Below are 24858 nucleotides of genomic sequence, written 5' to 3' on the forward strand. Positions count from 1 at the left end.
GCGGCGTGTGCATCCTCGCGGAGCGTTTTTTGATTCATAGGACATAATTTCCTGTGAATTAAAAAAAGACCGCTCCGGGGCAGGGACGGGCAGGATATTCTGTCCTTTGTCTGCTCTCGGAACGGCCTTTTCATTGCCGTATTATCATCTTATTACTTCTGTCTCTGTCAATTAGTCTTCCAGGGCCTGTCTGATATCCTCGATGATATCATCCGCATTCTCAATACCGACGCTCAGTCTGATCAGGGACGGATCTACGCCCGCCTCTACGAGCTGTTCGTCGGAAAGCTGACGGTGTGTATGGCTGGCCGGATGAAGCACGCAGGTACGGGCGTCGGCCACATGGGTAACGATGGCGGCCAGCTTCAGCTTATCCATAAATTCGGCAGCCGCTGCACGGCCTCCCTTTAATCCGAATGCGATAACGCCGCAGGTACCGTTCGGCATATATTTCATAGCCAGATCGTGGTATTTATCATCTTCCAGGCCGGGATAGTTGATCCAGGCCACTTCCTCATGGGCTTTCAGGAATTCGGCAACCTTCATCGCATTCTCACAGTGCCGTGGCATGCGCAGATGGAGCGTCTCAAGGCCGATGTTTAAAAGGAAGGCATTCTGAGGCGCCTGGATGGAACCCAGGTCTCTCATTACCTGTGCTGTTGCCTTTGTAATATAAGCTCCTTTGCCGAACTTCTGTGTATAGATAATTCCGTGGTAGGAGTCATCGGGAGTTGTAAGTCCCGGGAATTTCTCCGCATTGGCCTCCCAATCGAAGTTGCCGCTGTCCACGATACACCCGCCCACGCTCATTCCGTGGCCGTCCATATATTTTGTCGTGGAATGGGTTACAATATCTGCGCCCCACTCGAACGGGCGGCAGTTAATCGGCGTTGCAAATGTATTATCTACGATAAAAGGAACCCCATGTTTATGTGCAAGGGCTGCAAACTTCTCAAAATCCAGCACCACCATGGCCGGGTTGGCAAGTGATTCGCCGAATACGCATTTCGTATTCGGACGGAACTCCTTCTCGATCTCGTCCGCCGGGGCATCCGGATCAACCAGTGTAACTTCAATGCCCATCTTTTTCATCGTAACGACAAAGAGGTTGGATGTTCCGCCGTAAACAGTGGAGGAACAGATGAAGTGATCACCCGCATTGCAGATATTGAAAACGGCATAAAAATTGGCAGCCTGGCCGGATGAGGTCAGCATTGCCGCCACTCCGCCCTCCATCTCACGGATCTTGTCGGCCACAGCGTCATTGGTGGGATTGGCAAGTCTTGTATAGAAATAGCCGTTCTCCTCCAAATCGAAAAGACGTCCCATCTGCTCACTGGTGGAATATTTGAATGTTGTGCTCTGATAAATAGGAAGTATCCTCGGCTCGCCATTCTTCGGCTGCCAGCCGCCCTGGATACAGGTAGTCTCAATTGAACGCTCTTGGCTCATTGGTGTGTCCTCCTCTGAATATAAATCATTATAATGTTGTAAAATTATTTTACAGTCTACCATAAAATTCCTGACAGTACAATATCACAGAGCGCATTTTCAAAATTTCTCCTGTCTGCCCTGAACATCCTGCCCCTCTGTCATATACTGTAGTTATCAACCGTCGTCTTCTGCATCTCTCAGGAAACCATGATGCTGTCCGGCAATGGTTAATATACAACCGATTTTTTCATCAAAAATTCTCTCTGCTGCATCCGGCCTGTCTTATTACAGTAGCATTCCTCTCCTCTTTGTGATATAATTTCAAAGAATTTATATCTATTCAAATCATTTATAAAAACATCAAGCACATAAAAAAACTCAGGGAGGTATCTATGACTGCTTCAAAAGTATACTACACAAACTTAAGGGCTACATTTTCAGAAAATCTTCTTCAAAAGCTGGCCCGTCTCGTGAAGAGAGCCGGTATGCTGGAACAGATTGATTTTAAAAACCAGTACACCGCCATCAAGATCCATTTCGGGGAGCCGGGTAACCTGGCCTATCTGCGCCCCAACTATTCAAAGGTTATTGTGGATTTGATCAAGGAACAGGGCGGCAAGGTCTTTCTCACCGACTGCAACACCCTCTATGTGGGAGGACGTAAAAATGCGCTGGATCACCTGGATTCAGCCTACACGAACGGATACAATCCTTTTACCACCGGCTGTCATCTTCTGATTGCCGACGGTCTTAAAGGCACGGATGACGTCCTTGTGCCAATCGACGGGGAATATGTAAAGGAGGCTAAAATTGGACGCGCCATTATGGATGCGGATATTTTTATCTCATTAAGCCATTTCAAGGGACATGAAGCTACCGGCTTCGGCGGAGCTTTGAAGAATATCGGCATGGGCTGCGGTTCCCGGGCCGGAAAAATGGAGATGCACAATGCCACCAGCCCCTTTGTCCTGACAAAACGCTGTATCGGCTGCGGAGCCTGCACACGCAATTGTGCCCACGATGCAATTACCATTACAGACAAAAAAGCATCGATTGATTCCGATAAATGTGTGGGATGCGGCCGCTGTATCGGTGTCTGTCCGGTGGATGCCGTTGCAAACCGCGGCGATGAGTCCAATGACATCTTAAATAAAAAAATTGCGGAATATTCTTACGCCGTATTAAAAGACAGGCCTCATTTCCACATCAGCCTCGTGGTGGATGTATCGCCATACTGTGACTGCCATGCGGAAAACGATGCAGCTATTATCCCCAATGTGGGAATGTTTGCTTCCTTTGATCCGGTTGCCCTTGATATGGCCTGTGCCGATGCCGTAAACAGACAGCCAGCCATTCCTGGAACCATTCTGGATGAGCGTGAGCACTGCCACCATGACCATTTCACGGATATCCACCCAGAAACAAACTGGAAAGTGGCTCTGGAACATGCTGAGAAGCTGGGGATTGGGTCGATGGAATATGAATTAATTGAGATTTGATGAAAAATGAGAACGCCGCCGGGACGGCCGGGGGGCGGAATGGTGAGAGGGGGAGGATGAGTCTTCAGTCCCGGGCTTTAGTTTTGTCGCGGGTGGGGAATCCGGGCAGAAAAAGTTCCTCCGGGAAACGCTTGCGCTCTTCGGAGTACATAACGGCACTAACCTCGTGAAAAACCTCGGTAAGTGCCGATGAACTCCCAGGTTCCCTCCGGAATCTTTTTCCCCCTTCTTCCCCACAGGCAGATTGTGACCGGGACTGAAGACGCCGAGTGTATCGCATACCACTCCGCTCCGGCCTGCGGCAGCTGGTTGTTCTGATTTTTCTTGGGGTGGAGGATTGGGGCGGGGCGGCGTTCCGGATGGCGGTCAATAAACTCACAACAGCAACCGTATCTCCCCGCTTTAGCCTCTTCGGCTTTAACCTCTCCGACTTCATCATCCAGACATCCTCCCTTAAAACTTAAAAACAAAAAAAGCCTGCCCCTTAATCAAAAAAGAAACAAACTCTATCCATAAACCGCAATCGTATTTCACCACTCAACAATTCTCAACCAATCAAAAATGAATTTTTCTAAACCTGGTATTTCTCCAAAATTGATTTCCCACGGCCCAACTTTCTCCCCCTCACCCGCATAAAGCTTCCGCCAAAAAGCAGAAACAACCACTCTCCCCTCCCCAAAAAAGAGGCTGCCATCATCACCAACAGCCCCAGGGACGGGGCGGACAGCAGCCCCGGTGTCTTCGGTCCCGGTCATAGCCTGCCCGTGGGGAAAGGAAAAATATATTTTTGTGAACAGGTTATATTCCGCGAGGCGTTTTTTGTGAGTGCAGCGTAGCGTAAGTCACAGAAAACCCGAGGATTACGGCGCGAAACGGTGTTTTTACCGTTTCTGTGCATCGCGTAGCGTATTGCTGGGCACGGAGTGAACAGGAACTTTTTCTGCCCGGATTCCCCACCCGCGACCAAACCCAAACCGGGACCGAAGACTCACTCCTTCCCACTCACCGCCCCGTCCCTGTATCATCGGCGGCAACCTCATTTTTCATCACATCACCATATCGAACAGCGAAAGCTGATTACTCTCTGGCAGCGATCCCAGCAGCCCCAGTTCCCCCATCAAATCGCAGACCGTCTTTGTCACCTTCGTACGGTTAATAAAGTCCTCCTTTGAGAGGAACGGTCCGTCCTCCGCGGCAAATACGATAGCATCGGCCGCTTTCTCTCCCAGTCCGTCGATACTGCTTAAGGAAGGCATCAGTTTGCCGTCTACAATCTGGAAGCTTCGGGCGCTGGCCTTGAAAATGTCAATCGGCGTAAATTCAAAGCCTCTGGCATACATCTCCTGGACGATTCTCATGTCGCGGAGCGTATCCTGTTCTTTCTTTGAGAGGGTATCCGCCCTCTTTTTATAATCGGCAAGGTGGTATTCCAGCTTCTCACGTCCCTGGCACATCAGTACGTAGGAAAAACCGCTGGCACGGATACTGAAGAATGCCGCGTAGTAAGCCAGTGGGTAAAATACTTTACAATAGGCAATACGCCAGGCCATCATAACGTAGGCCGCCGCATGCGCTTTCGGGAACATATATTTAATCTTTTTACACGACCAGATATACCAGTCCGGTACGCCGTGGTCGGTCATTTCTTTAATCCATTCGTCTTTCAGGCCTTTTCCTTTACGCACACTCTCCATGATGGTGAATGCCAGGCCTTCCTCCAGGCCCATGCTGATCAGATAGACCATGATATCATCTCGCGTACAGATGGCAGTCTGAATCGTCGCCTTTCCCTCCTGGATCAGGGTCTGTGCATTGCCCAGCCACACATCCGTACCGTGGGACAGACCGGAAATGCGCACCAAATCCGAGAAATACTTCGGCTGGGCGTCGATTAACATCTGCATGGCAAAGTCGGTACCGAACTCCGGGATTCCGAGGGCGCCCAGTTTACAGCCGCCGATATCCTCCGGCTCGATTCCGAGGGCCGACGTATTCTGGAACAGGCTCATAACCTCCTTGGAATCCAGCGGAAAATCCGTCAGAGGATCTTTTCCCGTCAAATCCTGGAGCATTCGTATCATGGTCGGATCATCGTGTCCCAGTATATCGAGTTTCAAAAGGTTGTGGTCAATTGAATGGTAATCGAAATGGGTTGTGACCGTCTTGGTCGTCATATCGTCGGCAGGGTGCTGGACCGGGGTAAAGGAATAGATCTCCTCCCCATGGGGAAGTACGATGATTCCTCCCGGATGCTGTCCCGTCGTCCTTCTGACTCCGACGCAGCCGCCAACAATCCTGTCTATCTCACAGCGGCGTTTTCTCTGGCCTCTGTCCTCATAATATCCCTTTACATAACCGTACGCCGTCTTATCGGCCAGCGTGCCGATTGTCCCGGCGCGGAAGGTCTGTCCTTTGCCGAAGATAACCTCCGTATAAGTATGTGCCCGGCTCTGGTACTCTCCCGAGAAGTTAAGGTCGATATCAGGCTCTTTATCTCCCTTGAATCCAAGGAATGTCTCGAACGGGATATCGAATCCGTCCTTTGTTAAAGGTTCCCCGCAGACAGGGCATTTCCTGTCCGGCATATCACAGCCGGCCATACCCGAAAACTTCTTTACCTCAGCCGAGTCAAAATCATAAAAATGGCATTTTGTACAGTAATAATGAGGACTCAGCGGATTTACCTCCGTGATACCCGACATCGTGGCCACCAGGGATGAACCTACGGATCCCCTCGAACCTACCAGATAGCCGTCCTCATTGGACTTCCAAACCAGTTTCTGCGCAATGATATACATAACGGCAAAACCGTTGGAAATAATAGAGTTCAGCTCTCTTTCCAGACGGGCCACCACAATCTGCGGGAGGTCTTCACCATACATTTCATGGGCTCTGTTGTAACAGATGTTTCTCAGCGTCTCATCCGAGTTCGGGATGACCGGAGCACATTTGTCCGGCCGCACCGGTTCAATCCGCTCGCACATCGCGGCAATCTTCCTCGTGTTGGTGATAACCACCTCCTCGGCCTTGTCGCTGCCCAGGTATTCAAATTCTTTCAGCATCTCCTCCGTCGTCCGCAGGTAAAGGGGCGCCTGATCGTCGGCATCCTTAAATCCCTTACTGGACATGATAATCCTCCGGTAGACCTCATCCTCCGGATCCAGGAAATGGACATCGCAGGTCGCACAGACCGGTTTGTTAAACTGCACTCCCAGATCTACAATCTTGCGGTTTATATCTTTTAAGTCTTCCTCCGAGCTGACCGGACTCTTTTCATCCCTGAGCATAAATGCGTTGTTTCCCAGGGGCTGTATCTCCAGATAGTCGTAGAAATCCACAATCTTATGTATCTCGGTATCAGGCACTCCGCGAAGCAGCGCTTGGTAAAGCTCTCCGGCCTCACAGGCGGAACCAATGATAAGTCCCTCCCTGTACTGGGTCAGCAGGCTTTTCGGGATTCTCGGCCTCCTGGCAAAGTAGGTTAGGTTGGACTCTGAAACGAGGCGGTACAGGTTAATGCGGCCTATATCATTCTTCGCCAGCAGGATAATATGGTAGGTGGGCATCTTTCGGATCATCTCCACCGTCATTTTGCTGAGCGCATTCAGCTGAGTGAGGTCAAAAATATCGCGCTCCTTGAGCATCTTGATAAAACGGACAAAGATTTCAGCCGTAGCCCCGGCGTCGTCCACCGCCCTGTGATGGTTTGCCAGTGAAATCTTAAGTTCCTTGGCAACTGTATCCAGCTTAAACCGGTTCAGGTTCGGCAGAAGCACACGGGCCAGTGAAACCGTATCCAATACGGTCGGGTTGAATTCCAGGCCCTGCTGCCTTGCATTTTCCTTTATAAAACTGATGTCAAAACCGGCATTATGGGCAACCATAACCGCGCCCTCACAGAATTTCAGGAATTCCGGCAGGACCTTCTCTATTTTGGGTGCATCCAGAACCATGTTGTCATTGATTCCGGTCAGTTTTTCGATCTCAAAGGGGATGGGCACATCGGGATTGACGAAACTGCTGAATCTATTGACAATCTTTCCCTCCTCCACCCTGACCGCGCCGATTTCAATAATCTTGTTCTTGACGGGACTAAAACCCGTAGTCTCAATATCGAAAACAACACAGGTGTGATCCAGGGTCTGTCCGGCGCCGTTCTCAACCAGGTCTTTCATATCATCGACCAGATATCCCTCCACACCGTAGAGAACCTTGAAATTGTCCCCCTTCTCCACCGAATGGTTGGCGTCCGGGAATGCCTGGGCGCAGCCGTGATCCGTGACCGCCATGGCGTCCATTCCCCACTGTTTTGCCCTTTTAATCAGATCCTTGACCTCGGACACACCGTCCATATCGCTCATCTTTGTATGGCAGTGAAGTTCCACTCTCTTAACCGGGGCATTGTCCACGCGCTTCGTCGTGAAATCTTCGCACTTCTTGATCCCCACAACAGAACCGATGGTAAGCTCACCGTCAAAACGGTCGATGTTGGCCACACCCTTCAGTCTGACAAACTGCCCTGCCTTCGTCGCATTTTTCAGGTCTTCCAGGGAATCCTCACGTGCAAATACCTTGACGCTGATCGTATCGGTAAAATCACTGATGCTGAAAATAAAGAGGGAATTTCCGCTCCGAAGCTCTCTGACGTCCGTAGCTAAAATCTTTCCCCTGATTACAACTTCTCCTATCTCGCCCTCAATCTTTTCTATCTCCGTAGATTCCTCATCGAAATCACGGCCGTAAAGGACATCGGGATTGTCTGATTTCTTGCCGTAGCCTGAACGGCGGTACTCTTTCTTGCCGTCCCTGCCGCCAAAATCTCCTTTTCCCTTTTTCCCGTTCTGATCACCGCCCTGTTTTCCCTGGGCGGCTCTTCCGCCCGCTTCGGGGGAGGCCTTCTGTTTCTTCTCCACCTGGAAGTTGAGATCTCCAACCGGTTTCAACACCGTGCTGCCCTCGTCGAAGGGCAGATCCGCCGCCGGAGCCAAGGAATCTCCCTGCATTTGCGGCTCTGATACTCCGCCGTATGGCGCCTGGGCGCCGTCCTGATTCATATAAATGACGGCCGGCCCGTCCTCGTCCCTCTTTCTCACCTGTGCAGGACGGTATGTAAGTTTTACTTCCATCGGGATATTACAGCGCTCCGTAAAAATCTTCTCCAGAATCCGTACCAGCTCCGGCGCCTTGTCCTTCGTAATCATCGTATCTTCCAGCTCCATCGTCAGAAGATCCTTTTCATCAAAGGCGAGCTCGGCCTTGCGGAACATATTGTACAAGAGAATGCTGTAGTTTTTAAGCTCCATCAGGATGCTGTCCCGGTATACGTCCATCAGTTTTCTGGGCGTGTACTGGCCGGACAGATGGTATTTCTCCAGAATTTTAATTGTGACTGCTTTTCCGGGGAAGAGCTGGGATTTAATGCCCTCCTCCAGCTTATAGATATTCTGTTTGTGAATCAGTCTGGGACTGTCGATATAAATGCGGATAGAGCTTCTATCCCTGGTCGTGGCCACCTTCTCCACTTTAACCAGCTCAAAAAGCTCTCTCACATTATCTGCAATATGTAAATCAGGAAATACTTCCAAAAACGATTTCATTCCATCACCTTATTTTTCATTCCCGCAATCTGAGCTTTTCTCCGCGGCTCATATCCTGTATTATTACAGTTTTCCGGCCAGCCTGTCAAGCTCTTCTTTGAGCGCAGGTAAAAGTTCTTCTTCCGGCACCTTTTTAAGCACCTCGCCCTTTTTAATCAGCAGTCCTTCCCCGATTCCGCCGGCAATTCCAAGATCGGCTTCCCTGGCCTCCCCGGGTCCGTTTACCACGCAGCCCATGACGGCCACCTTGATATCCAAATCATACTCCTGGACCATAGTCTCCACCTTGTTTGCGAGTCCAATCAGATCGATGCTGGTTCTTCCGCAGGTCGGACAGGAAACGACCTCGATGCCGCCCTTTCTGAGCCCCAGGGTGCGCAGAATCAGCTTCGCGGACTTCACTTCCTCCACCGGGCTTCCCGTCAGCGAAACGCGGATGGTATCGCCGATGCCCTGATTTAAGATAAGGCCCAGGCCGACGGCTGACTTGATGTTGCCGGAAAGCAGGGTTCCCGCCTCCGTGATGCCCACATGAAGCGGGTATCTCGTCTTCTTTGCAATCAGTTCATGCGCTTTTACGCACATCAATACATCGGAGGACTTAATGCTGATTACGAGGTTGTCATATCCCATCCTCTCAATCAGCGCCACCTTTTCAAGGGCGCTCCGGGTAATTCCCTCCGCCGTCACGCCGCCGTATTCTTCTATCAGATGTTTTTCCAGGGAACCGCTGTTGACGCCCACCCGGATCGGAATGCCATACTCCTTCGCCTTATCCACAACGGCCTGGACGCGCTCCTCCGCCCCGATATTGCCCGGATTAATCCGGATCTTGTCGGCCCCGCACTCGATGGCGGCGATTGCCAGGCGGTAATCAAAATGGATATCCGCCACCAGCGGAATCCGGATCGCCCTCTTGATCTCCGTCAGGGCCATGGCCGCTTCCATCGTCGGAACCGCCACACGGATGATGTCACAGCCCGCATTCTGCAGTTCCAGAATCTGGGCGACCGTAGCTTTTACATCTTCTGTCTTCGTATTGCACATCGACTGGATCAGAATCGGATTTCCGCCTCCAATAACCTTTTTTCCTATCTGAACCGTCTTCGTTTCATCTCTGTACGCCATCTTAAACCTCCCGTGTACACGGCGCTGTACTGCGTAATTCATCCACAGCCCATTTACTGTTCGTGATACAATACAGCACTGTTTACAGCATATTCCTGATATCGTTAAACAGGATAAATACCATCAGCACCATTAACACCGCCATACCGGCCATGTGGATCATGCCCTCTTTTTCCCTGTCGATCGGCCTGCCTCTCAATGCTTCCAGTATGATGAATACCAGACGGCCTCCGTCCAGCGCCGGGATCGGAAGCAGGTTCATGATACCCAGGTTGGCGCTCAAAAGCACACACATATTGGCCAGATTGACAAGCACCACCATGAGCCCGTATTCGCTGCTCTCCTTCACCGTGGTATCGATCATGGAAACAATGCGGACCGGTCCCGCAATATCGTCCGTCGTCACCTGCCGTTTTACAATCATCTCAAGACTCTTGAAGGTCAGGTTGATCCAGTACCTCAGCTCGTAAGCGCTGTACTTCGCCGTCACGAAAACGGACTCCGGCCGGTTGTAGACGCCTCCGCTGATTCCCATCATGTATGACTTATTTTCCTCGGAATATTTCGGTTCGAGCACCGCCTGATACAGCTTCTCTCCCCGCCTGTACTCGATATTCAGGGTTTCACCCTGGTGAAAACTCGTATAGGCAAGCACATCGCGGTATATTTTAATGCTTTTTCCATTTATCTTTGTAATTACGTCCCCGGGTTCCAGTCCCGCCTCCGCCGCCGGATAACCCTCAACCACATCGTAAACCTGCGCCGGATCGTATCCCACATAACTGATTACGAAAAAGGCGCAGACAAATGCCAGGATAAAGTTGAAAATGGGTCCCGCCGCAATGACGAGGAAACGCGTCCACACCGATGTCTCATTGAATGACACGCCCGTGGCGCCCGGCGCCAGCTCGATTCCCGCATAACTCCGCGTTTTTTCCGCATTCGTACCGTCATGGGTGTCCTCTGTACTTTTAAACTCATCTTCCCCGTAAGCTGCTTTACTGGCTATATCTGTTCTGGCCTTCTCATCTCTGTCTTCGTCTGATAAATCATCATCCTCCCCCAGCATCATGCAGGAGCCCCCGAAAGGGAACAGTTTGAGTGAATATCTGGTACCGCCCTTTACCGTGCTTAAAAGTCTCGGCCCCATTCCCAGGGAAAATTCCACCACGCAGATTCCGCCGCGTTTTGCCAGCAGAAAATGCCCAAATTCATGAAACAGTATGATTAAACCAAATACAAGAATTGCCGCAAGTAAACTTAACAATCTACCACCTGCTCTCTATAAAGTCATAAGTTTCCTGCTCCGCGGAAAGAATCTCATCCACCGACGGATTCTCCACCACGTGATGCTGCTCCATCGCAGCTTCGATCATATCGGTTATCGCAAGGTATCCCGCTTTCCTGTCTAAAAATTTCCGGACCGCCAGCTCATTGGCCGCATTGAAAACAGTCGGCAGCGTTCCGCCGCGCTTTCCGGCCCTGTAAGCCAGGGAAAGTCCATGGAAATTATCAAAATCAGGAGCTTCAAAGGTAATCTGCCCAAGTTTGGCAAAATCTAACCGCGCGCCGGGCAAAAACTTCCGTTCCGGATAATAGAGCGCATACTGGATCGGCAGCTTCATATCCGGTGTCCCAAGCTGGGCAATCACGGCGCCGTCATCGAACTCAACCATAGAATGGATTACACTCTGCGGCTGGACCACAACCTGGACCTGATCCATTGTAACGCCGAAAAGCCACCTGGCTTCCATTACTTCCAGTCCCTTATTCACCATTGTGGAGCTGTCGATGGTAATCTTCCTGCCCATCGTCCAGTTCGGATGCTTCAGCGCATCCTCCACCCGGATTTCTTTCATCTGTTCTCTCGTTCTTCCCCGGAACGGACCGCCTGACGCAGTCAGAAGAATTTTATGTATCCGGTTCATCTTCTCGCCGTTTAAACTCTGGAAAATAGCGCTGTGCTCGCTGTCGACAGGCAGAATTTTCACATTTTTTTCCTGTGCCAGAGGCATAATGATATGGCCGGCCGTCACCAGTGTCTCCTTATTGGCAAGGGCAATATCTTTTCCGGCTTCCATCGCCGCAATCGTCGGCCTGATTCCAATCATTCCGACAATGGCCGTCACCAGTATCTCGGAGGATGGTTCGGTGGAAACCTCCAAAAGGCCTTCCATTCCGCTTACGATCTTCACATCCAGATCGCGGACGCGGTCTTTCAGTTCTGCCGCCTTTTTCTCATCCCAGACTGCGGCCAGTTTGGGACCAAACTCGCGAATCTGTTCTTCCAGAAGCGTGATATTGCTTCCGGCAGCTAAAGCAGTCACTTCTATATCTTTATTCGTCCTGACCACGTCCAATGTCTGTGTCCCGATTGAACCGGTAGAACCCAGTATTGCAATTTTTTTCATCGTATCCTGTCTGCCTTTCTTCCGTATACATCTACCGCTCCGATCATTCTATGCAGAGCGTCCTTTCCCCGTACCTGATCGTTATCCTAAAAATGTGAGCGCAAAGAATATGGCCGGCGCAGTAAATATCATACTGTCAAACCGGTCCAGGACACCGCCATGTCCCGGGATCAGGTGTCCATAATCCTTCACGTCGTGGTTTCTCTTGATGGCCGAAGCCGCCAGATCTCCAATCTGGGAAATGACCGCCGCAATTCCGCAGGCCGCCGCACAGGCCGCCTGCGGATTCGTAATCTCCGCCATACTGCCTCCAAATACGGCCCCATAGGCAAACCCCAGAATGGCGGCTCCAATCACTCCGCCGACGGCTCCCTCGATCGTCTTCTTCGGGCTCAAGACCGGCGCCAGCTTGTGTTTTCCAAATAAGATCCCGCTGCAGTAAGCACATGTGTCACAGCCCCAGGAGCTCAGGAAAATAAGCCATACCAGATATCTTCCGTCCGCCATCGCCCGCACCTGATAGAGATAGGAAAGCATAACCGCAACATAAAAGATGCCAAAGAAAGCAACGGTCACCTGTTCCGTACCATAGTGGGGAAATGTAAATACATAAATTGTCATAAGCAGCATCAAAGCCGCAATCGCCATCAAAGTAACGTATTTCTGCCCGTCAAACCACAACAGGCCATAGTAGGAAATACCGGCAATATAGCCGATAAGCCCCAGACTCTTCTTTTCAATACCCATTACGCGGTATAATTCAAACATCCCGATCAGGGAGATTGCCGCAGTCACGCCGTACAGAAGTCCTCCTCCCGTACTCACCACAATTACAGCCAGAATTACAAGTATAATACCGCTTGCCAGCCTTGTTTTGAACATGGCTTCATCCTCCCTCAACTCGCCCGCAGACTGCACAGGTTTTATAAGACTTCGTGCGAAAACGCCTCGCGGGATTTCACCTGCGAACAGTAACCCCTAAAGCCGCTTTGAATCACAATATCTCTTACTTCACTCCGCCAAACCTTCTGTCTCTTTTATTATACTGGGCAATTGCCTTTAAAAGTTCTTCTTTATTAAAATCAGGCCACAGGCAGTCTGTGACAATAATCTCGCTGTATGCAAGCTGCCATAACAAATAATTGGAAAGACGGATCTCCCCGCTTGTGCGGATCAGGAGATCCGGATCCGGGATTCCCGCCGTATCCAAGTAAGAGGCAACCACCTGCTCCGTGACGGAATCTGCTTCCAGTCTTCCTTCCCTGCAGTCCTCCATCATCTTTTTCACCGCCCTGGTGATCTCATCTCTGCCTCCATAATTTACGGCAATGACAAATGTCATCCCCGTATTGTCTTTCGTCTCTCGCTCCAGTGTATCGATTCCCTGAATAATATCTCTATCGAAACGGGTTCTGTCCCCGATCATTTTCACTCTGACATTGTTTGCTTTTGCTATTTTTAAAAGTCGTTTCAGATAGTAGCGGAAAAGCTGCATCAGCGCTCCCACCTCTTCCGTCGAACGTTTCCAGTTTTCCGTTGAAAAACCATATACGGTCAGATACTTAATTCCCAGCCTCGCGGCGTCTTCCACCGTCTGTTCCACCGTCACGCAGCCCTGCTTGTGGCCCGCGGTTCTCGGAAGTCCTCTTTTCTTTGCCCAGCGGCCGTTGCCGTCCAGGATCAGGGCAACATGTTCAGGAATGTTAAGATCCGACTGTTCTAAATTGTTCTTATCCGTATTTTCCATAATTTCCTCCGATGTGTGTATCTGTGTTTACCCGTAAGTATTTCTGTATCTGCCGATACCTACACAAAATCAGGGGCAGATTACCTGCCCCCTGTTATGCGGTTCAAACTTTGTGCTTTCCAGCCCAAAAGGATTAAACGGTCATGATTTCCTTAGTCTTTGCCTCTACCGCTTTGTCAATTCTCTCAATCATCTTGTCCGTCATCTTCTGGATCTTGTCCTCGCCCTCAGCTAATTCATCTTCTGAGATATCGCCGGATTTCTCCATTTTCTTGATCACGTCGTTTGCATCACGGCGGATGTTGCGGACAGCGACCTTGGTGTTCTCGCCTTTTTTCTTAACGTCTTTCGCCAGTTCTTTTCTTCGTTCCTCGGTAAGCTCCGGGAAAACAAGGCGGATGGAGCTGCCGTCGTTATTCGGGTTGATTCCCAGATCGGAAGTGAGAATGACTTTCTCAATATCCTTGATCAGTTTTCTCTCCCATGGCTGAATCAGGATCATTCTGGGCTCTGGTACGGAAATGTTGGCCACCTGCTGAAGCGGTGTGGGGGTTCCGTAATAATCAACTTTCAATTTGTCGAGCACATGCGGGTTGGCTCTTCCGGCGCGGATGGATGCGTATTCATCCAGCAGAACCTCGTAGGATTTCTCCATCTTATCTTCGTAAAGTTTAATCTTCTCCTGCATATAAACCTCCTGTTATGCGGTAACTACCGTACCATTTATTTTTCCCTGCATCGCGTTTACGATGCCGTCTTTTTCATTAAGGCTGAACACTGCCATCGGCACGTGGTTTTCCATACACATGATGGATGCCGTTAAATCAACCACCGCCAGTTTTTTATCAATTACTTCCTGGATGGAAATCGTGTCGTACTTCTTAGCCGCCGGATTCAGCTTTGGATCGCTGTCGTATACGCCGTCGATTGCCTTCGCTAAAAGAATGCAGTCCGCATCCATCTCGATTGCCCGGAGGGCAACGCCTGTGTCAGTGGAGAAATACGGGTGGCCGGTGCCTCCTGCGAAAAACACCACAATTCCCTTTTCAAAATACTTGTTGGCTCTGTCTTTGGAAAAAAGTTTCGTCATAGAGCCGCACTCAAATGGAGTCAGAATCTGTGTCTTCATTCCGCTGCTTCTGAAGATTTCGGATACATAGATACAGTTCATCACTGTGGCCAGCATACCGATCTGATCCGCCTTGGTTCTGTCGATCGCATTACTCTCACGGCCTCTCCAGAAATTACCTCCACCGATGACAACTCCCACTTCCATGCCGTTGTCAACTGCTGTTTTAACCTGTCTGGCAACCTCTTTCACCGTCTCTTCATCAAAGCCCGTCTTCCTGTCGCCTGCCAGAGCCTCACCACTCAGTTTAAGCAATACTCGTTTCATTTCCATAATAGGTCTTTCTCCCTGTGTATTTAGTTATGGGTGGCATCTCTGCCTCCTGTCCAGTCCGTGATCAGGAAACATATTTTTCCGTGCCATACTTTAACATTGTTATTTTACCACAAAAGAATGAATTGTGCGATAAAAATTTCATAAAATAGAATTTAATTGAGAAATGAGGACGCCTCTGTAGGACGGCGGACGGGGGAGTGGGAGGGTGTATATGAGTCTTCAGTCCCGGTTTGTAGGTTGTGGTGAGGGGGAATCCAGGAGAAAAAATTCCTACGGGGACTCGCTCCCGCTTGTGGAGCGCACAGCGGATGCTAGGCTCGAAAGGACCTCGCCAAGCACCGGCGGGCTCCAATGTCCCCTTCGGAAAGTTTGTTACCGTGCCCTCCGGGCCCAGCAACACGCTTCGCGATGCACAGAAACGGTACAAACCACCGTTTCGCGCCGTTATCCTCGGGTTTTCTGTGACTTACGCTTTGCTCCACTCACACAAAACACCTCGCGGAATACTTCCGTCATGCAATAACAGGCTCGCCAACTTCCCCCGGGCAGGTTGTCGACGGGACTGAAGACGGCGGAAGGACTCGATACCCCCGTCCGCCGGCTTCAGGGGCTGATTGTCTCTTCCACCAAGTGGGGGAAGGTATTGTCGCGGCCACTACGAAACTGCGGGATCTTTAACAGTTCAGCCTCTTATGAATCACCGCATCGCGGTATACAAAAACAGGATAAAATGTTGCTATACGCTAAGTAATAAAGAGGCAGTGCCCCGGCATCCGAAGAGGCGTAGTGGCCGCGACAATAGCCTCTTCCCTACTTGACGAAAAGAGACAATCAGCCTCTGATAAGACGGCGGACGGGGGTATCGAGTCCTTCCGCCGTCTTCAGTCCCGTCGATAACCTGCCTGGGAGGAAGGAGGGAGAAAACTTTCCGAAGGGGACATTGGAGCCCGCCGGTGCTTGGCGAGGTTTCTCACGAGCTTAGCATCCGCTGTGCGCTCCACAAGCGGGAGCGGGGCCCCGTAGGAATTTTTTCTCCCGGATTCCTCCCCACGACAACCTCCCAATCGGGACTGAAGACTCAACCAACCATCCCCCTACCCCGTCCGCCGTCTTATCAGAGGCGTCCTCGCCTTCCAACTAAATATAAGATTCCGCCGCTTTCCTGAAGCTCCCAATCCCCTCCTCCAGCTCTTTCCGGATCTGCTTCAGATCGGCATGTACCAGCCGCTTTCCTCTTACCAGCACCTTTCCGCCGACCATCACCAGTTCCACATTGGATGCGTTGGCGGAGTAGACAAGCGCGGAGTATGGGTCGTAGCATGGGAACATGTTGACGGAGTCTGTTTCTACCAGGACCATGTCCGCCTTTTTCCCGGGCTCCAAGGAGCCCAGGACATGTTCCATGTGGAGGGTCTTTGCGCCTCCTGTTGTGGCGAGTTTTACGATTTCTTTTGCCGGGAAAAGACTTCTGTCGCGGTTTTCTGTTTTATGGAAGGAGGCAAACAGGCGCATCTGGGTGAAGAGGTCCAGTGTGTTGCCAGAGGAGGCTCCGTCCGTGCCGAGGCCCACCGGGATCCTGGCTGCCAGAAGGTCTTTTACCGGGGCTACGCCCTTGCCCGCCTTGGTGTTGGAGCCGATACAGTGGCTGACCGTGGTTTTGCTCTCTGAAAGCAGGGCGATGTCGCGCTCCGTCAGATGGATACAGTGCGCCGCCAGGAGATGGTCTCCCAGGACGCCGAGGGTGTTCAGGAACTCAATGGGCGTCTGGCCGTACTCGTCTTTGAAGTACGTTAACTCGTAGTCCATCTCGCTGGCGTGGAGTGTGCAGAGCGTGTCGTATTTGAGCGCCGTCTCATATGCTTTTTTCAGCATCCAGGGGCTGTTCGTGTTGGTTGCGTGGGGGGCGATGATGGGGGTTATCAGTTCGCGGCCTTTCCACGTCTTAATGAATTCTTCTGCCAGCAGAAGTCCGCCGTATGGCTCTTCGCTGTCACAGGTCCGCTGGCCAATTACGGTCTCTCCCAGGACGCCGCGGATGCCGAGCTCCTCGCAGGCCTTCGCCACCTCGTCCTCAAAATAATACATGTCCGTAAAGGTGGTTACGCCCGCCAGGAGCATCTCGCAGATTCCATATCTGGCGGAGAGGGCTACGAGTTCCTTGGTCATGGCCTCATTTTCTAACGGAAACAGGAAACGGCGCAGGCGGTCGGGGCAGTCGTCCCCCAGGCTGCGGAACGGCATCATCGGGACATGGCAGTGGGTATTAATAAAGCCGGGGAGGAGAATTCCTCCGCCGGCATCGATTGTTTCATCCGCCTCGGGAAGAACTTCTTTCTCCTCTCCCAGCTCCTCAATACTGCCGTCCCTTGTAAGGACGTAGCCGGGCGCATAAAGGTGCATTTCCTCATCCATCGTAAGGACCGTTGCATTTTTAATCAAAATTTTCATTTCATGTACCTCTCTCCGTCACCTTGCCTCTATTCCTCAGGGGATGTGAAGTTCTTTCTCTGATATGGGATAAAGTCGTTGGTCTTACGGTTGATATATTCTGTTTTCGTCTTGGAATAGACAAATTTCTGGCTGGAATACAGGCTGTAGTATCCGGACAGGGTAAAACTTACCGCGATGATCACAACAAAATATGGCATTGCCGAATATCCGAACAGTTCAAGGCCCAAAAGCAGAGTCGTGATCGGACAGTTTGTCACGCCTACGAAGAGAGCCAGCATTCCGCTGGCCGCCATCAGCCCATGGGGCTGGCCGGTCAGCATGGCAAAGGTACAGCCGAACGTCGCGCCGATCGTCAGGGTCGGGACTATCTCGCCGCCTTTAAATCCGGCTTCCAGCGTGACGGCAGTAAACAGGATTTTCCATAAGAAAGCAGTGTAATCCACTTCACCTTCAAAGCATTTTTCAATCAGACGGATGCCGCTTCCGTTGTAGTCGATGTTTCTGGTCACCAGGGTCAGCACGATCACGAGAAGGCCGCCTATGGCAATCCTTTTTGCAGGCGACGGAAAGTGTTTAACGTACAGATGGCCCGCGCCGTGCAGCACGATACAGAACAGCTCCGCAACAAGGGCGCAGAGAATTCCGAGAATCACAATCAGCACGCCCATTTTAAGGCCGAACTCCGGAACTGCCCCGATTGAAAACGCCTCCGGATGCAGGCCGAGATGTTTTGCCACCGCCGCCCCCAGGAACGAAGAAAAAATGCAGGGGACTAACGCGGCATAATACATGACGCCGATACTGATGACTTCCATTGAAAATACGGCAGCCGCCACCGGTGTTCCGAACAGGGCGGCAAAGGCTCCGCTCATTCCGCACATGACGGCGATCTTTATATCTTTTTCATCCAGGCGGAGGGCTTTTCCTATCTGGTTGCCGATGCTTCCGCCCATCTGGAGGGCAGCTCCCTCTCTTCCGGAGGAACCGCCTGCAATGTGTGTCAGAAGAGTTCCTATGAAAACGGCGGGAGCCGTCCCAAAGGTAATCTCCGTTCCTGAATAAATGGACTCGATTACCATGTTGGTTCCACGGTTCTTATCCTCTTTAAGCAGATGATATACGCCGGTAATCAGAAGGCCGCAGACCGGGAGGAACAGAATCGTCCATGGATGGCTCCTGAAATAGGCAGACACCCACAGAACGGCATGGCCGAAAGCCGTCCCCACCAGTCCCGTCACCAGTCCGATTATGACGGATATCGCACTCCACTTGACAAAATAATGAAGGTTTTTGCCAAGGGGTGTATTTTTATCAAATTGATACATACCATTTCCCTTTTCAGCGTTATGCTTCGTAAATTCCTTTTGATTTAACGAGTTTCGGGCGGTATCCGGCCGCTTTCAGCGCATCTACAATCCTTTCTTTGTGCTCTGTGCCAAACGCTTCCACGGTGATGCGCAGCTCCACTGCCGCGTTACGGTTGATGCTGACGAACTGGTTGTGCTCCAGTTTGATAACATTACCCTGTTCCGCAGCCATGAGGGTGGAAACCTTAGCAAGCTCTCCCGGCTTGTCGGGAAGGAGTACGGAGACGGTGAAGATACGATCCCTCTGGATCAGACCGTGCTGTACAATGGAGGCCATTGTAATTACATCCATGTTTCCTCCGCTCAGGATGGAAACAATCTTTTTCTTATTGACATTCAGGTGTTTTAAAGCCGCCACGGTCAGAAGGCCGGAATTTTCCACGATCATCTTGTGGTTCTCCACCATGTCCAGGAAGGCAACGATCAGTTCGGAGTCCTCGATTGTGATAATCTTATCCACATTCTCCTGTATGTACGGAAGCAGAAGATCGCCCGGAGTCTGTACCGCCGTGCCGTCCGCGATGGTATTCACGGAAGGAAGGGACACGATCTTACCCGCTTTCAGGGACTCCTGCATGCAGTTTGCGCCGGCAGGCTCCACTCCGATAATTTTGATCTTTGGGTTTAAAAGCTTTGCCAGTGTGGCCACGCCGGTGCAGAGCCCGCCGCCGCCGATAGGCACCAGGATATAGTCGACCGTCGGAAGCTCTTTGATGATTTCCATAGCTATGGTTCCCTGTCCGGTCGCCACGTCCAGATCATTGAACGGATGGATGAATGTATAGCCGTGCTCCGCAGCCAGCTCATTGGCATGGGCCAGGGCCTCGTCAAACACGTCTCCGCACAGAACCACCTCGGCCCCGTAGCTTCTCGTCCTGTTCACCTTCATAAGGGGCGTTGTGGTAGGCATAACAATTACCGCCTTGATTCCCGCCAGCTTGGCCGCGTAAGCGACTCCCTGGGCATGGTTGCCGGCGGAGGCCGTAATCAGCCCCTTGCTCTTTTCTTCTTCTGTCAGCGTGCTGATCTTATAGTATGCTCCGCGGACCTTGTAGGCTCCCGTATACTGCATATTTTCAGGTTTAAAGTAAACCTTGTTTCCCGTCATGTTAGAAAAATGTTCACTGTATACAAGCTTTGTCTCAGAGATCACTTTTGTGACGGCTTCCGTCGCTTCTTCGAATTTCTCCAGTGTCAGTTTTTCGTCCATTTCACTTTCTCCTCTTACTTCCTCTTCTAATTCCCCGTTCATTCCACTCTCTCCTCCGGCCGTTTAAATAACGCGTTTACAAAATCATTGGCATCAAATTTCTGCAAATCATCTATCTTTTCTCCGATTCCCACATACTTCACCGGTATTCCCAGTTCTGACTGGATTGCCACGGCGATTCCGCCCTTGGCCGTCCCGTCCAGCTTGGTCAAGATAATTCCGGTGATATCGGCCACTTCCATGAACTGTTTGGCCTGTGAGAGGGCGTTCTGGCCGGTGGTTCCGTCCAGCACGACAAGCGTCTCTCTGTATGCATCCGGGTATTCCTTGTCAATAATCCGGTTGATCTTTTTAAGCTCCTCCATCAAGTTCTTCTTGTTGTGGAGCCTGCCCGCGGTATCGCAGATCAGAACGTCCGCATTTCTCGACTTCGCCGCCGCAATCGCGTCGAAAATAACGGCTGCCGGGTCGGAACCCTCCTGCTGGGCAATCAGTTCCACGCCCGCCCGGTTGGACCATTCCGTAAGCTGCTCTATCGCCGCAGCGCGGAAGGTGTCGGCCGCAGCCAGGATTACCTTCTTACCCTGGTCCTTTAACTGGCCGGCAAGCTTGCCGACCGATGTGGTCTTGCCTACGCCGTTTACGCCAATCACAAGGACAACGGACTTTCTGTTCTCAAATTCATATGCATTCTCACCCAGATCCATCTGGCCTTTAATGCTGTTGATCAGAAGTTCCTTGCACTCCGACGGCTCCTTGATGTGGTTCTCCTTCACCTTCTGGCGCAGATCCTCCACGATTGCCATCGTTGTCTGGATTCCCAAATCTCCCATAATCAGGGTCTCTTCTATCTCCTCGTAAAAGTCGTCGTCAATCGCGGAAAAACCGCTGAAAATCGAATCAATTCCCGATACAATGGAATTCCTGGTCTTTGTAAGACCTTCCACCAGACGGCCAAAAAAGCCTTTTTTCCCTTCACTCATCTCCTGTTTCCTCCTCTATCTGCTCTTCCGGTTATGATTGGTCCTGGTCATTGTTATGTCATTGTTCCAGCTTATCCTCAATCAGGCTGACGGAAACCAGGGTCGACACTCCCTTTTCCTGCATCGTGATGCCGTAAAGGCGGTCCGATGCAATCATGGTTCCCCTTCTGTGGGTGATGACGATAAACTGTGTGTATTTTGTAAGCTTGTGCAGGTATCCTGCAAAGCGGTCAACGTTGGAATCGTCGAGCGCCGCCTCGATCTCGTCCAGGAGACAGAAGGGCGACGGTTTCAGGTTCTGGATAGCGAACAAAAGGGCAATCGCGGTGAGCGCCTTCTCTCCGCCGGAAAGCTGCATCATATTCTGCAGTTTCTTGCCCGGGGGCTGTGAGATAATTTGAATCCCGGCTTCCAGGATGTCCTCATCCTCCTGAAGTTCCAGGGCGCCGTGGCCTCCTCCGAACAGCTCTTTAAAGACCTTGTCGAACTCCTGTCTGATTTCCCGGAATTTTTCTTCGAACTGCCTGCGCATTCCCATGTCCAGCTCGTCGATAATCTTTAAAAGCGTCTCCTCCGCCGTGATCAGGTCGTCGTGCTGCGTTTTCATGAACTCGTACCGTTCCGACACCTCTTTATAATCCTCGATGGCATTGACATTGACGTTTCCAAGCGCTTTGATCTGCGTCTTCAGTTTTTCAATTTGCTTTTTCATCTCGGAAACCGGACCCAGTTCCACGTTCCTCAGCTTTTCAGCCGTGGACCAGGTGAGTTCGTACTCATTCCACATGTAATTCGTCTGGTTTTCCATCCGTTCCGACAGTTTTTCCTTCTGGCTCTGAAGCCGGAATAAATCCCGGTCCAGAAGGTTCATCCGTTCGGACAGTTCTTCCTTTTTGTCAAAAAAGGTCTTCTGCCTTCCCGTCTTCTCCTCTTTTTCCCTTACCTTCTCAGCCATGGACTGTTCCAGTTCAAGAGAATTAGTAAGAGTTTCCTCTATCTGCAGTTTCAGGGCCTCAATCTCCGCCTGTTTCGCTTCGATGGTCCGGCTGCTGTCGCTGCCGCCCTGCGCCAGCTCTTCTTTTTCAAGCTTCAGTCTGGAAATTTCATCACAGACACGCTTTATGTTCTCCTGGATGAAGCTGTCCTGCTGTTTCACCTGGGCCGCTTTTAATTGTACGGCGGAAAGTTCCGATGCATTCGTCTCCCGCTCCAATTTGAGGACTTCCAGCTTTCCGGTATGTTCTTCCACTTCCCTGTTTTTAAGCTCCCCGAGTGCAATCAGGCGCCCGGCTTCCTCTAAAAGCTGGGCACGGTTCTCCTTCAGCTCCTTTAACTGCTCCTCCAGCTCCCTGTTTTCGGCAACCAGATCCGCGGAAGATTCCACAATCTCGCGCTTCTTTCCCTCCATTCTGGAAAGGTTCATCTGCGCCGTGTTCTCTTCGATGTATGCGGCCTGTTTCTCCGTCTTTACTTTCTCCAGGGCTTCTTTTGTCTCGGCCAGGACTCCCTCATTTAAAACCAAGTCCTTCTGTATCTCATCCACCGTGACCAGGGCTTTTCTGCATTTTTCTTCCAGTTCCTCTATCTCTCTTCTGCGTCCCAGAAGATTGCTGCTGTTCTTGAAAGCGCCTCCCGTCATCGAACCTCCGGCATTTAAGAGTTCTCCTTCCAGGGTGACGATTCTCAGGGAATATCTGTATTTCTTCGCCAGCGCGATAGCATTGTCGATGTGGTCGACCACGACGACGCGGCCTAACAGGTAGCCTGCCAGTCCCTCATATTGTTTGTCCACCGTCACCAGTTCATTCGCGAGGCCTAAAACGCCTTTTTCCTTCAGGGCGCCTCCCTGGTTAAAAGTTCCCTTGTTCGAGACGCTGGTGAGCGGAAGGAAGGTAGCCCTGCCGTATTTATTCTTTTTCAGATATTCGATGAGCTGCTTGGCCGTGTGTTCCGAATTGGTGACAATGTTCTGGATGCTGCCGCCGAGAGCCGTCTCAATCGCTATCTCATATTCTTTAGTCGTGGAAATAAGGTCGGCCACAACGCCGTGGATTCCATAGATGCGGTCCCTGACCTCCATGACGCGGCGTATGCTGTTGCCGTAGCCGTCGTACCGTTCCGCCAGGTTCTTAAGCGATTCCATCTTCGTGTAGCTCGTGTGGTATTCCTGCTGGGTGGAATTTAAGTTTCTGCCGAGGCGTTTCACTTCCTCGTCGGCCGCTGCGGCCTCCGCCGTCAGGGCATTCTCCCTCTCATTAAGCTCTGAAAGCCTGGTTTCTATCTCCTTAAGCTTTGCCTCCTCTTCCTTCAGGGCCTCGTCCTGTACGGATTCGTCGCTCTTAAACTTCAGGAGCTTCTGGATGACCTCCGCCCTGCGCACATCCACCTGTTCCAGCATCGTCTCATAGCGCTGCTGTCTGGCGGCCAGCCCGGCTTTTTCATTCAGGGCGCGGATAATCTCCGCCTTTGCCTCCTCTATCATCGTTTCAAGGGACTGCAGCTCCCCGTCTTTTACGGCCAGGGCCTGTTCCGCCGCAGCCAGGCTCTCCGTCACTTCTTTAATTCTCCGCGACAGTTTGGCCCGCTCGTTTTCGTATTCTTCCCTGCCTTTATCTCTCTGGGCAATCTCGCCGTCAATCGAACTTACACGGTTTTTAATATGTTCCTCATTCATCCGCTCCGTGTTGATCTGCTCTCCCAGAACCCGGATATGGCCCTCTAAGCTTTCCCTCGACAGCCCGGCCCGGTTCAGGGCGTCCCGTCTTTCCGAAATCAGTTCTTCCAGCCCTTCCACCGTCCGGCTGAGTTCATCGTACTCGGCCTTCAGCCTGGCCGACTCGCTCCTTACCGTCTCCAAGTCGCCGGTTACAACGGTTTCCCGCTCTTCTATCTCCTTCAGCTGCCCCTTCAGGACTTCCGTCTCGTTTAAAAACAGGTTGGCATCGTAGGTTTTTAAGCTTTCCTTTAAGCGCAGGTACTCCCTGGCGGCTTCCGACTGCTTTGCAAGGGGGCCGACCTGTTTTTCCAGCTCCGACAGAATATCGGAGACGCGGACCAGGTTCTGCTTCTCGTCCTCCAGTTTCTTCTGGGCGATCAGCTTTCTGCGCTTAAACTTGACGATACCGGCGGCCTCGTCAAAGAGTTCCCGCCTCTCCTCCGGCTTTCCGCTCAGAATCTTATCAATCTGGCCCTGTCCGATAATGGAATACCCCTCTTTGCCGATTCCCGTGTCGTAAAAAAGCTCGTTAATATCCTTCAGACGGCAGGAACTGCCATTAATCTTGTATTCACTCTCACCGGAACGGTAAAGACGCCTTGAAATCGTGACTTCGTCAAAGCTGATCGGCAGCTTGTGATCCGAATTGTCCAGCGTGATTGCCACATAGGCAAAGCCCTGGGGCTTGCGCATCTGTGTCCCGGAAAAAATGACGTCCTGCATCGAGCCGCCCCTGAGCTGCTTGATTCGCTGTTCTCCGAGAACCCAGCGGACCGCGTCGGCGACATTGCTCTTGCCGCTGCCGTTCGGCCCCACAATACCCGTGATGCCGTTATGAAATTCAAACAGGATTTTATTGGCAAATGACTTAAATCCCTGGATCTCAATACTTTTTAAATACATACTCCAC

The 24858-nt window shown here is 51.3% G+C and carries 17 protein-coding genes; 1 reads left to right on the forward strand and 16 read right to left on the reverse strand.

Annotation, left to right across the window (positions count from 1 at the left end; all coding sequences use genetic code 11):
• Window positions 1-171: 171 nt before the first annotated feature.
• Entirely contained in the window at window positions 172-1452 is a 1281-nt protein-coding gene (locus V3C10_12960; GenBank protein WVP60229.1) for an aminotransferase class I/II-fold pyridoxal phosphate-dependent enzyme, read from the reverse strand.
• A gap of 374 nt (window positions 1453-1826) precedes the next feature.
• Between V3C10_12960 and V3C10_12965 the strand changes: the two genes are divergently transcribed.
• Window positions 1827-2933 (forward strand): DUF362 domain-containing protein, encoded by a 1107-nt coding sequence (locus V3C10_12965; protein WVP60230.1) that lies wholly within the window; start codon window positions 1827-1829, stop codon window positions 2931-2933.
• Between the two features lie 158 nt (window positions 2934-3091).
• Here V3C10_12965 and V3C10_12970 read toward each other — a convergent pair whose 3' ends face one another.
• From V3C10_12970 to smc, 15 genes are all read right to left on the reverse strand, one after another.
• Window positions 3092-3403, reverse strand: a complete 312-nt coding sequence (locus tag V3C10_12970) for a hypothetical protein (GenBank protein ID WVP60231.1) — start codon at window positions 3401-3403, stop codon at window positions 3092-3094.
• A gap of 60 nt (window positions 3404-3463) precedes the next feature.
• Window positions 3464-3688 (reverse strand): hypothetical protein, encoded by a 225-nt coding sequence (locus V3C10_12975; GenBank protein WVP60232.1) that lies wholly within the window; start codon window positions 3686-3688, stop codon window positions 3464-3466.
• A gap of 291 nt (window positions 3689-3979) precedes the next feature.
• Window positions 3980-8530, reverse strand: a complete 4551-nt coding sequence (locus V3C10_12980; protein ID WVP60233.1) for a PolC-type DNA polymerase III — start codon at window positions 8528-8530, stop codon at window positions 3980-3982.
• A gap of 63 nt (window positions 8531-8593) precedes the next feature.
• Complete coding sequence (ispG, locus tag V3C10_12985) at window positions 8594-9658, reverse strand: flavodoxin-dependent (E)-4-hydroxy-3-methylbut-2-enyl-diphosphate synthase (GenBank protein ID WVP60234.1); 1065 nt, start codon at window positions 9656-9658, stop codon at window positions 8594-8596.
• Between the two features lie 82 nt (window positions 9659-9740).
• Window positions 9741-10925: an RIP metalloprotease RseP gene (rseP, locus tag V3C10_12990; protein WVP60235.1), complete on the reverse strand. Its 1185-nt coding sequence runs from the start codon at window positions 10923-10925 to the stop codon at window positions 9741-9743.
• Window position 10926: 1 nt separating this feature from the next.
• Window positions 10927-12069 carry a 1-deoxy-D-xylulose-5-phosphate reductoisomerase gene (locus tag V3C10_12995; protein ID WVP60236.1) on the reverse strand — a complete coding sequence of 381 codons (1143 nt, stop codon included), beginning with the start codon at window positions 12067-12069 and terminating at the stop codon, window positions 10927-10929.
• 81 nt (window positions 12070-12150) lie between these two features.
• On the reverse strand, window positions 12151-12951 hold the full coding sequence (locus V3C10_13000; protein ID WVP60237.1) for a phosphatidate cytidylyltransferase: 801 nt from the start codon (window positions 12949-12951) through the stop codon (window positions 12151-12153).
• Window positions 12952-13075: 124 nt separating this feature from the next.
• On the reverse strand, window positions 13076-13816 hold the full coding sequence (locus V3C10_13005) for an isoprenyl transferase (GenBank protein WVP60238.1): 741 nt from the start codon (window positions 13814-13816) through the stop codon (window positions 13076-13078).
• 133 nt (window positions 13817-13949) lie between these two features.
• Window positions 13950-14504, reverse strand: coding sequence for a ribosome recycling factor (gene frr / locus V3C10_13010; protein WVP60239.1), 555 nt, complete (start codon window positions 14502-14504; stop codon window positions 13950-13952).
• Between the two features lie 12 nt (window positions 14505-14516).
• On the reverse strand, window positions 14517-15218 hold the full coding sequence (gene pyrH, locus V3C10_13015) for a UMP kinase (protein WVP60240.1): 702 nt from the start codon (window positions 15216-15218) through the stop codon (window positions 14517-14519).
• Window positions 15219-16358: 1140 nt separating this feature from the next.
• Window positions 16359-17669: an amidohydrolase gene (locus V3C10_13020; protein ID WVP60241.1), complete on the reverse strand. Its 1311-nt coding sequence runs from the start codon at window positions 17667-17669 to the stop codon at window positions 16359-16361.
• A gap of 29 nt (window positions 17670-17698) precedes the next feature.
• The gene (locus tag V3C10_13025) at window positions 17699-18997 is read right to left on the reverse strand and encodes a chloride channel protein (protein ID WVP60242.1); all 1299 of its coding nucleotides are present in this window, start codon (window positions 18995-18997) and stop codon (window positions 17699-17701) included.
• A gap of 19 nt (window positions 18998-19016) precedes the next feature.
• The gene (gene ilvA, locus V3C10_13030) at window positions 19017-20291 is read right to left on the reverse strand and encodes a threonine ammonia-lyase (GenBank protein WVP60243.1); all 1275 of its coding nucleotides are present in this window, start codon (window positions 20289-20291) and stop codon (window positions 19017-19019) included.
• Window positions 20288-21232 carry a signal recognition particle-docking protein FtsY gene (gene ftsY / locus V3C10_13035; protein ID WVP60244.1) on the reverse strand — a complete coding sequence of 315 codons (945 nt, stop codon included), beginning with the start codon at window positions 21230-21232 and terminating at the stop codon, window positions 20288-20290. Before ftsY ends, ilvA begins: the two co-directional genes overlap by 4 nt.
• A gap of 58 nt (window positions 21233-21290) precedes the next feature.
• Window positions 21291-24851, reverse strand: a complete 3561-nt coding sequence (gene smc, locus V3C10_13040; protein WVP60245.1) for a chromosome segregation protein SMC — start codon at window positions 24849-24851, stop codon at window positions 21291-21293.
• Between the last annotated feature and the right edge of the window lie 7 nt (window positions 24852-24858).

It is taken from the genome of [Clostridium] symbiosum (assembly GCA_036419695.1).
Classification (GTDB): domain Bacteria; phylum Bacillota; class Clostridia; order Lachnospirales; family Lachnospiraceae; genus Otoolea; species Otoolea symbiosa_A.